Source organism: Rhodococcus sp. SORGH_AS_0301 (assembly GCF_030818285.1).
Lineage (GTDB): Bacteria > Actinomycetota > Actinomycetes > Mycobacteriales > Mycobacteriaceae > Rhodococcoides.
This window is the reverse complement of sequence record NZ_JAUTAC010000002.1, coordinates 686245-702426: the sequence shown is the minus strand read 5'-3', so window position 1 is coordinate 702426 and position 16182 is coordinate 686245. Positions and strand designations below refer to the sequence as shown.

9 protein-coding genes are annotated in these 16182 nt (G+C 70.4%); 3 read left to right on the top strand and 6 right to left on the bottom strand.

Features of this window, described 5'->3' with window-relative positions; genetic code table 11:
- Positions 1-33: 33 nt before the first annotated feature.
- Positions 34-1215 (bottom strand): NAD(P)/FAD-dependent oxidoreductase, encoded by a 1182-nt coding sequence (locus QE397_RS03890; RefSeq protein ID WP_307091880.1) that lies wholly within the window; start codon positions 1213-1215, stop codon positions 34-36.
- A gap of 189 nt (positions 1216-1404) precedes the next feature.
- Between QE397_RS03890 and QE397_RS03885 the strand changes: the two genes are divergently transcribed.
- The 3 genes from QE397_RS03885 to QE397_RS03875 all read left to right on the top strand — a co-directional run bounded on the left by QE397_RS03885 (position 1405) and on the right by QE397_RS03875 (position 4743).
- Positions 1405-2412, top strand: a complete 1008-nt coding sequence (locus tag QE397_RS03885; protein WP_307091878.1) for an ATP-binding cassette domain-containing protein — start codon at positions 1405-1407, stop codon at positions 2410-2412.
- Positions 2409-3212: an ABC transporter permease gene (locus tag QE397_RS03880; RefSeq protein WP_027504944.1), complete on the top strand. Its 804-nt coding sequence runs from the start codon at positions 2409-2411 to the stop codon at positions 3210-3212. The genes QE397_RS03885 and QE397_RS03880 overlap by 4 nt, the downstream gene beginning before the upstream one ends.
- A 73-nt stretch (positions 3213-3285) precedes the next feature.
- Positions 3286-4743: a DUF2079 domain-containing protein gene (locus QE397_RS03875; RefSeq protein ID WP_307091875.1), complete on the top strand. Its 1458-nt coding sequence runs from the start codon at positions 3286-3288 to the stop codon at positions 4741-4743.
- A 4-nt stretch (positions 4744-4747) separates the two neighbouring features.
- Here QE397_RS03875 and QE397_RS03870 read toward each other — a convergent pair whose 3' ends face one another.
- The 5 genes from QE397_RS03870 to recC form a co-directional block, all read right to left on the bottom strand.
- Positions 4748-5734: a hypothetical protein gene (locus QE397_RS03870; protein ID WP_307091873.1), complete on the bottom strand. Its 987-nt coding sequence runs from the start codon at positions 5732-5734 to the stop codon at positions 4748-4750.
- A 46-nt stretch (positions 5735-5780) separates the two neighbouring features.
- Entirely contained in the window at positions 5781-7226 is a 1446-nt protein-coding gene (locus QE397_RS03865; RefSeq protein ID WP_307091872.1) for a hypothetical protein, read from the bottom strand.
- A 203-nt stretch (positions 7227-7429) separates the two neighbouring features.
- Positions 7430-9307 carry an exodeoxyribonuclease V subunit alpha gene (recD, locus tag QE397_RS03860; protein WP_307091870.1) on the bottom strand — a complete coding sequence of 626 codons (1878 nt, stop codon included), beginning with the start codon at positions 9305-9307 and terminating at the stop codon, positions 7430-7432.
- Entirely contained in the window at positions 9304-12618 is a 3315-nt protein-coding gene (locus QE397_RS03855; RefSeq protein WP_307091868.1) for a UvrD-helicase domain-containing protein, read from the bottom strand. The genes recD and QE397_RS03855 overlap by 4 nt, the downstream gene beginning before the upstream one ends.
- Positions 12619-12701: 83 nt before the next feature.
- A complete protein-coding gene (gene recC / locus QE397_RS03850; protein ID WP_307091866.1) occupies positions 12702-16037 on the bottom strand; it encodes an exodeoxyribonuclease V subunit gamma in 3336 nt (1111 codons plus the stop codon).
- Between the last annotated feature and the right edge of the window lie 145 nt (positions 16038-16182).

Below are 16182 nucleotides of genomic sequence, written 5' to 3'. Positions count from 1 at the left end.
CACCCCGCCGACGCGGCGGGGTGAGGGTGGTCGTCAGATCGCGCCGAGCAGGGACTCGTCGTCGCGCTTCTCGCCGCTCTTCAGCATCTCGCGCGCGGTGTCGAGTCCTTCCCACACGTTCCACATCAGCACACCGCGCAGCACGGAGTCGTCGTCGAGGTAGTACACGACACCCTCCTTGCCTGGCGTCTTCCAGTCCTCGACCGTCCTGAGGTCGGTGCTCATCGTGCCCACCGCCTGGTAACCGTTGTCGAACACGTCGGAGTAGAAGTACGGCGTGTACGTGTACGGCTCGGTGGAGCCGGCCATGATCTTGCCGACCGTCTTTCCCATGCTGTTGGCGTTGTCCACGTGCTCGATGCGACGACGGCCCAGGATCGCGTCGGGGTAGTTGGCGACGTCGCCCGCGGCGTAGACGTGCTCGTCCGCCGTGCGCAGGAACTCGTCGACCACGATGCCGTTGTCGACGTCGAGCCCCGACTGCTCCGCGAGGTCGGTGTTCGGCGTCACGCCGAGCCCGAAGACCACCGCGTCGGCATCGATCGTGGAACCGTCGCTGAGGGTCAGCGACACCGCATTGCCCTGCTGCGCACCGGAGTCGACCTTCACACCCGTGCGGACCGTGACGCCGTGGTCCTCGAAGTCCTGCTGGAACACCGACGCGAGGTCCGCGGGGAACATGTGGCCGCCCACCACGTCGTCACTGCTCACCAGGGTGACGGTGACCTTGTTCTGCGCGAGCGCCGCGGCGATCTCGGTGCCGATGTAACCACCGCCCACCACGACGATGCGGGTGCCCTCCGTCGCCAGCGCCCGCAGGCGTCGGTAGTCCGCGAAGGTGCGGAAGTAGACGACCCGCTCGGACGGACGCAGGTCCAGCGTCGTCGGGGTCGCCCCGGTCGCCAGCAACAGCGATCCGTAGTGGTGGGTGTCCCCCTTGTCGGTGGTCACCGTGCGGGCGTCGCGATCGATCGACGTGACCGTCGTCGACAGCACCAGCGTCGCACCCGTCTCCTCGGTGCCCAACGGCACCTCGTCGGTGGTGAACTCCGCGTCGGTCCACAACTTCTTGCTCAGCGCGGGGCGGGTGTAGGGACCGTCGACGTCGGAGCCGACGACGAGGATGGTGCCGTTCTCGTCGTGCTCGCGGATCCCCTTGGCGGCGTTGTCGGCCACCATTCCTCCACCGACGATGACGTAGTCGTACTCGGACACGTTGTACCCCTCTTCATGAGCCGTGCGCGCCGACCGAGTCGGGCCGCGCGTCACCTGCACAGGGAGTAGCCGATGCGGACTCCGCGGAAACCCGACCGTGTCGTACCTGCGTGCTGTGATGAGTTCCGACGCTCGGCCGAGTCACATCCGACGGGCGCATCGTCGTGTCACGTCCGGAAGGGAAGTCTCATGGCCTCACGCAGTTCGGGTGCCACCGCCATCAGCGCGGTCGGCCTCGTCAAACGGTACGGGGGCGTCGACGCACTCGACGGTCTCGATCTCGAGGTGCCCGAGGGCACGGTCATGGCACTGCTCGGGCCCAACGGAGCCGGGAAGACCACCACCATCCGCGTGCTCACCACACTGCTGCGGGCCGACGCCGGCACCGCACGGGTGGCGGGCCTCGACGTCGTCGCCGACGCGGCGGCACTCCGCTCACGCATCGGCGTCTCGGGGCAGTACTCCGCGGTGGACGAGTATCTGACGGGCTTCGAGAACCTCGACATGGTCGGCCGGCTGTACCACCTCGGGAAGAAGCGCAGCCGTGATCGGGCACGTGAACTGCTCGAACGGTTCGACCTCGTCGAGGCGGCCGACCGGCCGGTCAAGGGCTACTCGGGTGGGATGCGCCGACGCCTGGACCTGGCGGGCGCCCTCGTCGCCGATCCACCGGTCCTCTTCCTCGACGAGCCCACCACCGGGCTCGATCCTCGCGCCCGCCTCGAGCTGTGGTCGGTGATCGAGGAACTGGTGCAGGGCGGGACGACCCTGCTCCTCACCACCCAGTACCTCGAGGAAGCGGACCAGCTGGCCGACGAGATCGCGGTGATCGATCGTGGTCGCGTCATCGAGCGCGGCACCGCCGACGAACTGAAGTCGCGAGTGGGCGGAGCCAGGCTGGAGTTCGCCTTCGACACGGACGGCGATCTGACGACGGCGCAGGGCGTCATGGAGCGTTTCGCACCGGGTCAGGTCACCTCCGATGCCGCGTCCCGGCGGCTCACGGTCGGTGCGGACGACGGGACCACCACGTTCGTCGACGCGCTGGTCCTGCTCCGCGAGAACGGCGTCACCCCTGCCGACGCCTCGCTGGGCAAGCCCAGCCTCGACGACGTCTTCCTCACTCTCACCGGCCAGACGTCGACCCGGCCCGACGCGGCCGATCAGCAGCCCAGCGGACAGGAGACGGCCCGATGAACTCACCCACCACGGCGCTGAGCGACGGCGCGACCATCGCCCGACGCAACCTCATCAAGATCAAGCGCGTCCCCGACCTCATCGTCTTCACGCTGCTCTCGCCGATCATGTTCGTCCTGGTCTTCGCGTACATCTTCGGGTCGGCCATCGAGATCCCCGGCATGTCCTACCGCGAGTTCCTCATCGCCGGCATCTTCGCGCAGACCGTCATCTTCGGGTCCACGTGGACCGGCCTCGGGCTCGCGGAGGACATGCAGAAGGGCATCATCGACCGCTTCCGCTCCCTGCCCATGGCTCCGTCCGCGGTGCTCGTCGGACGGACCAGCAGCGACATCGTCATCAACGTCATCAGCCTGGTCGTGATGTCCCTGACCGGTCTGCTGGTCGGCTGGCGCATCCGGTCGTCGTTCTGGGAGGCCGCGGCGGGATTCGGGCTGCTGCTGCTCTTCGCCTACGCACTGTCCTGGGTGATGGCGGTGATCGGACTGTGGATCCGGACGCCCGAGGTGTTCAACAACGCCAGCTTCATCGTCATCTTCCCGCTGACGTTCATCGCCAACACGTTCGTGCAGAGTCAGGATCTGCCCGGGATCCTGCAACCCATCGCCGAGTGGAATCCTGTCTCCGCCATCACGCAGGCGAGCCGGGTGCTGTTCGGGAACACGAACCCGACGATGCCGCCTCCGGACGCGTGGCCACTCCAACACCCGGTGCTCGCGACGGTGGGATGGTCGATCCTCATCCTGATCGTCTTCGTACCGTTCGCCATCCATCGCTACACCAAGGCGGTGAGCCGCTGACGTGCTGAGCCGGGGCGGCCGCACCTCGCGTTCACAGCCTGATCACACGAAGTTCGTGTAGAAATTATCTCCTGTGACGGCAACCAGACCTTCTGCGGAGACTGCAGCGGCCGCCCCGTCCGGCGGGGCGCGCCGACCGCAGGAGATGCTGCGTCGCGCCCGCCGCGCGGACATCGCGGTCCCGACGATCGCCTTCCTCCTGCTCGCCCCGCTCTACAGCGCACTGTCCGTCGTCGGTCAGCACCAGCTGCGCACCTCCGGTTTCGACCTCGGCATCTTCGTGCAGCAGATCGCCTCGTACGCACGCCTCGACGCGCCGACGTCGGATCTGCTGGGCACGGGCTACAACACGCTCGGTGATCACTTCTCTCCGATCACCGCACTGCTCGCGCCCTTCTACCGACTCGCCCCTGTCCCCGAGACCCTGCTGATCGCCCAGGGCGTCCTGTTCGCCGTGGGTGTCGTGCCCCTCTCCCGGTGGGCGTGCCGCAGCCTCGGCACCGTCGCGGGCATCGTGGTGGCCCTCGGCTACGGACTGTCGTGGGGCCTGCAGTCGGCACTGAACTTCGACTTCCACGAGATCGCCTTCGGCGTCCCGATGCTGGCCTTCGCCATGGCAGCGCTCGGCCAGGGGCACTGGCGTGCCGCGGTGGCGTGGACGCTCCCGCTCGTCTTCGTCAAGGAGGACATGGGGCTGACCGTCATCGTGATCGGCGCCCTGATCGCCTGGTGGACCACGGGTCGCACACGGATTCTGGGCCTGGCGACGGCCGCGTGGGGCGCGGCGTGGATCGTGCTGGCCATCACGGTGGTCATACCGCTGCTGAGCGCCGACGACGCCTACGGTCAGGGTTCCAAACTTCCGCCCCTCGGTGAGGGCATCGCCGACACGACACACGGTCTCGTCAGCGGGGACTCGCGTGCCGCGACCGTGCTACTGCTGTTGGCCGTCACCGGCTTCGCAGCACTGCGGTCACCGTTGACGCTGGTGGCAGTACCCACCGTCGCATGGCGGTTCCTCAGCGACAACACCAATTTCTGGAAGCCGATCTTTCATTACAACGCGATCCTGATGCCGATCCTGTTCGCCGCGTTGATCGATGCACTCATTCGCGGTCGGCGCGACATGCACCTGTCACCGCGTGCCCAGAGAGTGGTGCTCGCCGCCGTCGCCGCCGTCGCTCTGGTCGCGCTGCCCTTCCAGCCGCTGGCTCGGCTCGCCGACGCCGACGGGTGGCGCGTCGACCCGCAGGTGACCACCGCGAGAGCCGTGTCGGCATCCATACCGCCAGGGGACCGCGTGTCGGCCTCCAACAACCTGGTCCCGCAGTTCGTGTCCGACCACCCCGTCTCGGTGTTCCCGCAGCGGGAGACCGATTCCACGACACCGGACTGGATCGTCGTGAACATCGGCCGGCCCGCCGGGTGGCCCAAGGACGAGTCGGGCGACAACACGGCGATCAGTGCAGCTCTCGCGGACGGTTACTCGGTCGTCTCCGACGTGAACGGCATCCTCGTACTTCGTCGGTGACGGGTCAGCGCCCGGGAACGGGATTCGTCCAGCCCGGGTCGGGTGCCGCGTGCCGACCTTCTCCGGACGGCTGCACCGACTGCGGCGCGGTGTCGCTCGCCGACGGCGGAGCCGGGTTGCTCGCCGACGGCGGAGCCGGGTTGCTCACCGACGGCGGAGCCGGGTTGCTCACCGACGGCGGAGCCGGGTTGCTCATCGTCGCAGCTCTCGGCGACGGCTGACGGGGCTCGTCGTCGTCACCGGGAGGCGGCGACGGAGGATCGATCGGGTCGCGATCCGGATCGGGGCCGGTGTGCGGCCCATGACCACCGGACTGCACCTGGGGAGTGGCGGGGAGCGGCGCGGGGCCGGGACCCGGTGTCGGGTCGGGGCGCGACGGTGCGGGGTCCGGCTCGGGAACCGGTGCCGGCGCGGCAGGTGCCGTGACGGCCGGCGTCGGCGCGGGAGCCTCCTCGACCTCGACGACGTCGGCGACGTCGTCGACCACCGGAGCCGGGGCCGTCGCGGGGGGCGGCGGTGCCGTGTCGACCGGCGGCGCGACCGGCTCGGGTGCCGTGACCGCCGGGGCGGGCGGCGTGACGCCGGGGATCTCGAACGGAAGCGGCGGAAGCTGGAAGACGAACGGTGCCGGCGCCGGCGCGGTGCCGTTCTGCACGGCTGCGGCCTGGTCCTCTCGCCGCTCTCTCCGCTCGTCGGCTTCCTGCGCCGCGAGGTCGTCGGCTGCCTGCTTCGCTTCCTTCTCCTGGCGTTCGCGTTCCGCGTCCTCTGCCGCGCGCTCCTTCTGCGACAACTCGTCGCGACGCCTGCTCTCGGCGACCTTCTCCGCCGCCGTGTTCGGTTCGTCGTTCACCGATGTCGGGGCAGCGGACGCCGCGGGAGCGACGAGGACGGACGCGCAGGTCACCAGCCCCCAGGCACCCACGGCCATCGCACTCACGGCCAGACCGGATCCCACTGTGCGTCGGCGGCGTACGGGCGCGCGGTGCGTCATCGTGTGTCTCTCTCGAGTCGTGGCGGGAGGAGGGCCGGAAGACGGATCACGGAGCGGGACAGACGCCGGTGCAGTCGATCTTGCGGACGATGGCGAAGCCGTCGTCGTCCTCCCGCACCGTGAACTGCTGGTCGTACCGGAACTCCCGGCCGTCCGGAACCGTGAGTGTCAGGACGGCGTCGAAGACGAGCGGGTCGGAGGTGGACGCCACGTCTATGCGGTGCCGTATCGCCGGGTCCACCGCGTCGATGGATCGCTGCAGATCGGCCACCGTGGCGTACACACCGGCCGTGTCGGACAGATCCCAGAGCGCTGCGGCCGCTGCGGCGTCGCGATCTCGGTAGTACAGATCGTCGTAGCGCACGATCACGGCGGGACCACTCGCGCGGGCCGCATCGATCGGCGGCGGCGCCGCCGACGCGGTCTGATCGGCCGCGTCCGCACCGACACCCGCGGTGGCGACCGGGACCGGTGCGGAATCCGCGGGGGCGCGCTGCATCATGACGGCGGTGCCGAGTCCTCCCGCGACGAGAAGGGCACCGAGGGCGGCGAGGGCGGGAAGTCGCCCGCTGCGACGACTCGGCCGGGTGTCGGCAGAGCGCGCGCGCAGTGTCGCCGTCGTGCTGTCGAAGGAGGGTGTGTGGTCGTCGGCGTGCAGACCCGGGTGCGCGTCGGGAACGATCGGGCGTACCGGCCCGCGCGTCCGCATCACGACGGCGGCGACGTGCGACCAGGCGCGGCGAACGTCCGCATCGGAGTCCGACGTGGACGGCACGTCCAGCACGGTGCGGACGCCCGCATCCCCGAGCACGCGTCGCAGATCCGTGGAGCCGGACCGCGAACCGGCATGTACCGCATCGTGTTTGACGACGACGATGCGATCCGACCAGGTGTCGCGTCCGCTGCCGCGGAGCGAGTCCATCAGTGCCACGACGCGCAGTGCGGCGGCCTCGGAATGGGGAATCGGGACGACGATCGAGTCCGCGTCGTCGATCATCGCGACGAAGTACGGCTCGTCGCTGCGGGCGTGCACGACGACGGTCTGCCGGTGGTGCGTCAGGACGGTCAGAACGGCCTCGATGGCGTGCGGGTCCTGCAGCGACGCATCCGCTCCGAGAGCATCGTGCCCTTCGGGCCGGGTGTCGACGTAGTGGGACAGTGCTCGCGGATCGCACTCGGGTGCCACCAGGGCCTCGACGTCCTCGGCGATCTGCGCGGCGGCACCGTGCCCGGTGGCCTCACCGGCCAGATCCCAGGCGATCACGCCCCCCGGCCGACGCTCGCCGACCGCGGCGGACATCCCGGCCAACGCATCGGTGCCGAGATCCACGCCGAGACCGATGTCGGCGATCACGATGCGGTGTCGGACGGGGAGAGCGCCGGACAGGACCCGCCGATCCTCGCTCTCGGTGGTCCCGGGGTGCGAGCCGAACAACCCGCGGCGGTGCGGTCGCGGTTCGTGTTCGACGCCCGGGGTGAGGAATGTGGACACTAGGCGAGCTCGTCGCAGCTCGGTGCCAAGGTGGACCGGACGACAGGCAGGTGGTGACGACTCCTCATACCCTGTCCCCCGTCCTGTTTTCACCGCCTGTAACGGTCCCCCCGACCGCAGTCGAGGAGAATATAGCGCACACGCACGACGTGCGGACAGTGCTCGGACAACCGACTGCCACGAGACGCCGCGCGCGGGGTGGATCAGGAGTGACCGAAGGGCACCGGCGAGTCGCGACGCAGTCCGCTGGCCCGCAGCACCCGGCGACGGACACCGGCGCGCACCGACTCCTCGCTGCCGATGATGCGCACGGTGCGGCGGGCGCGCGTGATGGCCGTGTACAGCAGTTCCCTCGTCAACAGCGACGACGTCTCGTCCGGGATGACCACCGACACGGTGTCGTACTGGCTTCCCTGACTGCGGTGAATCGTCATGGCGTACACCGTCTGCACGGCCGACAGCCTGCTGGGATGAACGAGGAACGGAGTCGACCCGCGCGCGAACGCGGCGACCACGCCGCCGTGTCCGTCGTCGACGACCACGCCGGTGTCGCCGTTGTAGATACGGTTGTCGTGGTCGTTCGTCGTCACCAGGAGCGGTTGCCCGAGATACCACTGTGCGGCGTCGAGGAAGGTCGAGGTGTCGGCGCCCACGCGGTCCATCGCCCACCGTGCCCAGTGATCCACACCGGAGGGGCCCTCGCGGTGCGCGCACAACAGGCGGTGCCGCTCGAGAGCGGCGAGGGCCGCGGCCGCATCACCGGACGCGGCGGCCGCGGTCACGGCCCGGGCGGTGGAGACCACATCGCGTTCGAGCGATGACACGTCGGACCGCGGACCGAACTCGAGGGCGGGATCGCCCGAGTTCAGCAGGCGCACCACCTCGTCTTCGTCGCCGTCACGCACAGCGACGGCGAGATCGGCGATGACACCGCCGAACCGACGCCCGCGGCTCAGTCGCACGGTGCCCGCGGCGAGTCGGCGCACCTCGCCCGTCGAGAGACTCTTCTCCGACGAGTCCCCCGCCGCCGGGACGGACCCGAGGTCGGCGCCCACCAGGGCGGTGACCACCTCCGGCAACGCCGCCGTCACCGGCCGCGCGACCAGATCGGCCAACACCGCGCCCGCGTCCACCGAGGTCAGCTGGTCGGGATCGCCGACCAGTACGAGCCTGATGTCGGCGCGGACCGCCTCCATGAGTCGGCTCATCAGCGTGGACGACACCATGGACGTCTCGTCGACGACGACCACGTCGTACGGGAGCCTGTTGTGTGCGTCGTGGCGGAACCGACTGCGGCTGCCGGGCTGCCAGCCCAGCAGCCGATGCACCGTCATCGCCGGGATGTCGTCTCGCAGTCCCAGTTCCGGTGCCTGCTCGGCCACTGACTCCTGCAGTCGCGCAGCCGCTTTTCCGGTCGGCGCGGCGAGCCCGATCCGTAGACCGGGTCCGTGCACGGCGGTGAGCAGAGCGAGAATGCGAGCGACCGTGTGCGTCTTGCCCGTTCCGGGGCCGCCCGCGATGACGGTGGTCCACCCGGTCGCCGCGAGTGCCGCCGCGATGCGCTGCCTGTCGGGCACCTCGGTGCTCGGGAAGTAGGTGGCCAGTCCGTGCCGCACCGCCTCCACGTCGACGGCCGGCGCGTCGAGTGCGCGCGCCGCAAGCACGTCCCGGATCACTTTCTCCTGCAGGTAGTACCGCTGCAGGTAGAGCAACGGGCCGTCCGCGGTGTCCACCACGAGCACCGGTCGCAGCGGACCGCTCTCCCCGCCCAGGACGAGTGGGCTCGCCCGGAGGGCGGCCACGACCGCCGCGTCGTCCGGCCACGGCAGAGCGTCCGTGTCGACCCCGTCGTCGGCCGTGACGTCGCGCAGGCGGGTCAGGTCCAGGCACACCGAGCCGACGCGCACCGCGCGCACGGCGAGTGCCACGGCGAACAGCGCCAGTTCGTCCCGTTCCCCGCCGAGTGCGCCGAGTCGGAGGGCGACGTGCACGTCGGCCGCGGTGAGGACGCCGACGTCGTTGAACGCGCGCAGCACTCCCTTGCCGCGCTGCGCGACAGCGCCCGGGTACGCCGCGGTCACGACCGGACTCCTGCGAGCAGATCGGACAGCGCCGTCACGAGATCGGGGGACGGCGCCCAGGAGAAGACCCCGCGCCCGGGCGGAGTGTCCGGGCCGATCATGCCGCGGACGAAGTGGTACTGCACTCCTCCGAGGTGCACGCGGGGGTCGTACCCGGGCCGACGCCACCGGAGATAACGATGCAGCGCAACGGAATAGAGCAGTGCCTGCAGCGGATAGTGCGACTCCATCATCTCGCCGGCCATGTCCTCGACCGTGAAGTCGTCGACGGTGAGGTCGCCACTTCTGATGCGATTGGTCTTGTAGTCCACCACCACGTAGCGGGAATCGTCGGACGACCCGACACGCAGGACCGTGTCGACACTGCCGGTGAGGTAGCCCCGGAGCGTCCGGTCGTCGAGTCGGCGCATCCGCTGCGGATAGGCCGCGAGCACGTCGTCCGAAGCGAGGTGGTCCGCCACGAGGTCGGCGACGGCGTGCACGGTCACGTGCGCCGTCGCGGCGTGGTCACCGCCCAACAACGGGATCTCGAAGTCCATCTCGGCGAGCCTGTTCGACGGGTGGACCTCGGCGAGCGTGCCGGTGCCCGCCGCGCCGAAGTCCAGGGGCGTGCGCAGGACGGCCGTCAGCGCCCGAGAGAGATGATCCGCGTCGATGTCGGCACCGTGTGCCGAGACGGCCTCGACACACCGGCGCTGCACCTCTGCAGGCAGATCGTCGACGGAGGTGTCGACGTACTCGAGAATCTCGTGCACCAGGGTGCCGAACGCGGCTCCCGCGGGCAGACCGTTCATGAGCGAGGGGGCCCCCGCGCCCACACCTGCCGCGAACGGGTCCTCCACCGGTTCGTCGCCGAGTATCGGGTCCTCGGATTCGACGACCTCGACCGGCTGATCGTGCGCGCCCGCGGTCAGCGCAGAGTAGGACGTTCGCCGCCACGCGGTGTCCAGCCTCCGGTCGAAGTGCGCGACGGCCAGTGCGCCGCCGCTTCTCTCGGACGTCCGCGCGGGCCGGGCCACCACCGTCACGTCCTGCACCGCCTCGACGACGATCGCGCTGCCGCAGCGCGACTGCAGGGTCGTCGCCGCGGAGGCATCGTCCTGCAGGCGCACCGTCGACTCCGGTTCCGCGATGCCGGGCACTCTGCCGAAGAGCAGTCGATGCAACGGGGACGCCGCCGTGATCGCCGTCGGTGCCCACCACAGCACCAGACGGCACTGCGCGCGGGTCAGGGCGACGTAGAGGAGGCGCATCTCCTCGCCCGCCGCCTCCTCGTCGTGGCGCTGCTTGCGTTCGCGGTACCCCGGAGTGGAGGACCCACCGACGTCGCGCACACGCGCACCCTCGTCATCGTGGAAGAGCAGGGTGTCCGGATCGAACGATCCGGCGGCACCCCACCCGAACGGGACGTACACGATCGGGAACTCCAACCCCTTCATCGCGTGCACCGTGGCCACCTGCACGGCCTCGGCATCGCTGTCGAGCCGTCGGCTGCGGTCGGCCACAGCGCCGCTCGTGGGGTCCTGGATCCGGTCGGCCAGCCAGCGGGTCAACGAGGTCACCCCGTGTCCGCCCTCGAGCGACTCGCGCTGGACGAGTTGCGCGACGTGCCGCAGGTCCGTCAGATCGCGTTCACCGGATTCGGTTGCCAGCAGACGTTTCTGGAGCTCGGTGGATCCGGTGAGATTCTCGACCATCGCCGCGAAGCCCACCCCCGTGACGAGCGCGGACCACTCGCGGCAGCGCGCACTCAGTGCGGAGGTCGCGGCGTCGCCACCCTCGTCGAGGCTGCGAGCAGACCATCCGAGCAACGGTGTGAGCGCGGCGCGCCGCACGACGTCGGCACGGTGCGGTTGCTCCAGCGCCTGCAGGAGCAGCAGCCAGTGCACCGCGGACTCGGTGGCGAACACCGACGAGCCGCCGTACAGCACGGACGGCACGCCGGCGCGCTCGAGAGCGGACCGCACCTGCTCGGCCTGTCTGCCCGACCGGACGAGCACGGCGATGTCTCCGGGAGCGACAGGCCGCGGCGACGCGCCGTCGACCGTCAGCATCGCGTCGCCGTCGAGAAGCGCGACGATGTCCTGCGCGACGTCGTCGGCGATACGCAGTCGAACCTTCTCGGTGGCCGGGAGGCCCTTGTTGTTCAGCGGACCGGAGCCCGTTCGACCGAACACGCGCAGGCGCACTGGAGGCAGCGGGTCCCGCGTCGTGGCGGCCAGCAGCCGAGGTTCCCGGTGCGATGCCGTCACCGGAGTGACGACGATGTCGGGATGTCCCAGTGCAGCACCCTCGTACAGGTGCGCGAGCGAGCCGATCACGGCCGCGTCGCTCCGCCAGTTGGTGGTGAGTGCCAGATGCCGGTCCGCCACCGCGACCGCGTCGAGGTAGCTGAGCACCTCGGCGCCGCGGAACGCATAGATGGCCTGCTTGGGATCACCGACGAGAACCAGGGTGCAGTGCCCGTGGAACGCCCTCCGCAGGATGGACCACTGCAGCGGGTCGGTGTCCTGGAACTCGTCGACGAGCACCACCGTGAACTTCTCGCGGACACGCGCGCACGCGGCCGAGCCGTGCGTCTCGTCCGACAGCACGCCGTGCAGGAGTTCGAGGAGGTCGTCGAAGTCACGGACCCCGAGCCGCCGCTTCCGGCGCTCGGTCTCCTCCCGCGCCTCGCGGGCCACCGCGACACGCTGACCGGCCGCCGTGTCGTCGGGAGCGTCCGGACTGAGCACGGCCCGCCGGTCCGAGACCGCGGCCCGGGCCACCGTGCGCGCCTGCGCGACGGTCAGTGGCGGCGAACCGACCTCTGCGCTGTAGCGACGCAGATACAGGTCGTCGACCACGTCGTCGACGAGATCGTCCACGGACTCGACGAAGGTCGCGTCCGGTTCCCGCTCGCCCGCGATCCCGAGTCCGTCGAGCATGCGTTGGCAGAAGCTGTGCGTCGTGGCGATCGTCCCGGCGTCGAACTCCGACAGCGCCGTCAGCAGCCGAGTGCGCCGCAGCACCACCTCGTCGTCGTCGACGTCGGCGAGCAGTGCGATCAGCTCGTCACCGCCCGAACGGGCCGCCGACGGATCCGCCAGGGCGGCCGCGACCTCGGCGAAGCGTGCGCGCGTGCGTTCGCGTAGCTCGCGCGTCGCGCCCTTGCTGAACGTCACCAGCAGTACGCCCGCGATGTCGGTGACGCCCTCGGCGACGTAGCGGGCGGCGAGGCCCACGATGGCGTAGGTCTTGCCCGTGCCGGCGCTCGCCTCGAGCACGGTGGTGCCCAGCGGGAGCGGCCCTGTCAGATCGAACGTGCTCATCGCTGCTCCGATCTCTCGGGAGCGCTCATCGCTGCTCCATACCTTCGGGAGCGCTCATCGCTGCTCCATACCTTCGAGAGCGCTCATCGCTGCTCCATGCTCTCGTGGGTGAGCAACGGCTGCCACACTCGTCGCGCGAGCACACCGAAGCGCGTGCCGTCGGCCGACCACGCCGCCTCGTCGGCGGCCGGATGAATCGCTGTCCACTGCCCGAAGTCGACTCCGCTTCCGTGCACCAGAAGTACCGCCGGCTCCGTGACGTCGCCGAACCGATCCGAGAACTGCTGAGCTGCCGCCGTGAGGGCCATCTCCTCGCTGCTTCCCCGAACGACTTTGGCGGCGTACGCCTCCCCGGACTTCAGCGCCAGAGGCAGTGGCTCGCGCAGACCGCGGTCGCGCAGGTCCGCCAGCTCTGCCAGAACCGCGCGGGCGTCCTCGGGTGTCGTGAGGGTCGACCGCGACACGGGCCGTGAGGACCGACCCCGCGCGGTGGTGACCGCCGTCCATCCGTCCGAGCCGCTCTGCGCCGCGACCGCCAGCAGGTGGATCCAGGCCTCCAGTCGCCGCTTCGGGGCCATCCTCGAATAGGACGTGCGCGCCACGGTGGTGCCGTGCACCCCGGGAACGGTGCCCGTGAGCCGCCGCCCCCCGTCCAGATCCACGACGACGTCCACACTCTCCGGCGGCCCGACGTGGATCTCGGCCGCCGCGTCGGCGATGGGCACCACGTCGTTCTCGATCTGCTCGAGCAGGCGCGCACCCTGCGCGAAGGGCGGCAGCGTTCCGCGGCGCCATTCCGCGGCCCGGAAGTCGGCCAGTTCCACACCGGTCAGGAGCGCCGACAGCATGCGCTCTCCGATGTCCCAGGCCGACAGCGCGTCCAGCTCCACGGCGAGGGCGTCGACGACGTCGTCGTCCCGCCCCGACAGACCCACCTTCAGTCGCTGCCGCACGAACGCGGTGACGGGGCTCTGCACGAACGCCACCAGCTCCGCCAACGCCACGTCCGCGGAGTCTCGCGCTGGAAGCGGACCGTCGAGGAACGGCTGCCGCGGCACGAAGGGAGCGCTCGCCGCCACCGCGCCCGCGAGCGCGGCACTGTCGAACCCGGCGGGAGCGCTGCCGTCGAAGATCGACGGATCGAACGGCTGCAGCGGGTGCCGCGTGACCGCGCGGTTGTTCTCGACCCCCGCCGTGGCCGCCACGACCTCGACGACCTCGGACAACGGGATGGCGGGAGGTTCGTGGGCACCCGACACCGGATTCGCCCCGGTGTGGAAGAGAACCAGTTTCTCGCCGGCCGACATGAGGGCGTCGAGCAGCAGCTGACGGTCCTCGCTGCGGATGTCACGCTCGCCGATCAGCGCACCGCGTGCGAGGACGTCGTCGCCGTCGAGGTGGCCGGCGCGCGGGAAGACGTCGTCGTCGAGCCCGAGCAACACCACCACCCGGTGCGGCACCGACCGCATCGGGACCATGGTGCACACCGTCAGTTCTCCGGTGCGGAAGTTCGATCGCGTCGGGCGCCCGGCCAGGCGATCGCGCAACATCGACCGGATGTCGGCGAGCTGCAGGGAGATGTCGTCACCGTGCTCCAGCGCGGCGGACAGCTCCCGCAGCGCATCGACCCGATGTCGGACGTCGGCCGGCCCGACCTCGGTGAGCAGGTCGATCGCTCGGATCAGGCTCGCGCGCCACGTCCGGACCGGATGCTCGCCCCGCATACCGCGCAACACGACAGAGACCCGGTCGACCAGTTCTGCGTACCGACCGGCGAGATCGATGTCGTTCCCGTCGACGTCGTCCACGGGAAGAGCCAGGCCCAGCCAGTCCCCCGTGGTCTCGTCGGCAGCGGCGCCGAGCAGCAGTCGGTCCATGGCCGCGGTGAACGTGTTCTGACGAAAGTCGCCCAGACCGAACAACTCTCGCTGCACAGAGTCGATGCCCCAACGCGCACCGGACACCCGTGTCCACTCGGCGAGCCGTTCGAGATCGTCGTCGGAGAAGCGGAACCGGGTCCGCACAGCCTCGGACGCAGCGAGATCGAGCATCTGCGACGCGGTGACGCGGTCCCCTGCCATCTCGATCATCGCCGCGATCACGTCGAGCACGGGATTGGTGCGCCGGAGCCCCCGATCCGCCAGCCGCACGCGGAGTCCGTGCGCCGGGTGCGCCGAGGGATCGCCCACCGCGCCCTCGTTCCCGAAGGCCGCTCGCACGAGCGGAGCGAAGGTGTCCACGTCCGGGCACATGATCAGGACGTCGCGCGGTTCGAGCGTCGGATCGTCCTGGAAGAGGTGCAGCAAGGTGTCGCGCAGCACGTCGACCTGCCGGGCGGGGCCGTGGCAGGCGTGGATCTGCACGCTGTCGTCCATCCCCGGGACGTCGGGCGCGGCCGGGGCGCGGTCGGCCACGATGTCGTTCTGCATCCGCCTCAGGACCGTCGTCGACGCCTCGACACGCCGCGCGTCGGACCGCTCCGGATCGGGGAGATGGCGGTCCGCATCGGCCGTCGGTTCGAGAAGCGGTTGCAACTCGCGCACGTCGCGGCCGAGGCTCACCAGCAGGGGATGACCCGCCGTCGACACCGGCGGCGCGTCGACACGCCGCACCGACCCGGCGCCCGCACGCCGGGACGTCGCAGCCCACGAGACCGGGCTGGGGTGTGGCAGCCACAGATGGACGTCGCGGTGATAGGCCACCGCCCGCAGCACGCGTCGCTGCAGGGTGGTGAGACGGGTCGCCCCGAACAGGGACAGGCGCGACGGAAGATCGAGCGTCGACCCGTCCTCGGCGAGGGCGTCGCAGACCGGGTCCAGTCTCTCCGCGGGGCCGGGCACCCCGATGCGCTCCCGCACCCGGCGCCACAGCTCCGCCTGCCACAGGAGATCCGGCGCGAGCGGGGCGCCGGCGCCGTCCGTGTCGGCACCGGCCGCCCAGTCGACGATCATCGAGGGCCGTTGTGCGGCATACGAACGGAAGAGCCCGGACACGTGGGACGCGGTGGACCAGCGTCGACCACGGCGGTGATCGTCGGGCGCCGCCGCCGCACCGCCGATGCTCCGGGAGAGAACCGAGCACCAGGGTTCGGTCGAACACTCGTCGATCACGCGTAGGACAGTCCACAGCAACGGGCCCGCGGCCCACGGATCCGAGTCGGCGTCCACGCCCGTCACCACGGCCAGGACGTCGTCGACCAGGCGGCCGGGCGACGGGAAGTCGATGTTCGCCGCGATGCCGTCCGACACTCCTGCCGCCCCCAACGAGAGGGAGAGCCGTTGTCGGAGCCACCGCTCCACGCCCTTCGCCGGGACCGCGACGACGTCTGCGGCGAAGGCGTCCGCGAGGGGCTCGGCGAGCAGCGTCGCGAGACCGGTGGCCAACGTGCTCGCGCGTTCGGCGCGGTGGAGCTCGAGCACGTGGCCCTCCTGGAACGTCGTGGTGTCCCACCGACCGTGAGGTCCGGTGTCGACCCGACCGTAGCGCCCGGCTCCGACAGATCACCGTTGACATCCACTGTGCCGTGGTTCACACTCAACCTGTCAGACAGCCTGACAGCAAGCG

What these genes read in the sequence shown, in the direction of transcription:
- QE397_RS03885 (WP_307091878.1), top strand. Translation starts at nt 1,405, where the DNA reads ATGGCCTCACGCAGTTCGGGTGCCACCGCCATCAGCGCGGTCGGCCTC.
- QE397_RS03880 (WP_027504944.1), top strand. Translation starts at nt 2,409, where the DNA reads ATGAACTCACCCACCACGGCGCTGAGCGACGGCGCGACCATCGCCCGA.
- QE397_RS03870 (WP_307091873.1), bottom strand. Translation starts at nt 5,734, where the DNA reads ATGACGCACCGCGCGCCCGTACGCCGCCGACGCACAGTGGGATCCGGT.
- QE397_RS03855 (WP_307091868.1), bottom strand. Translation starts at nt 12,618, where the DNA reads ATGAGCACGTTCGATCTGACAGGGCCGCTCCCGCTGGGCACCACCGTG.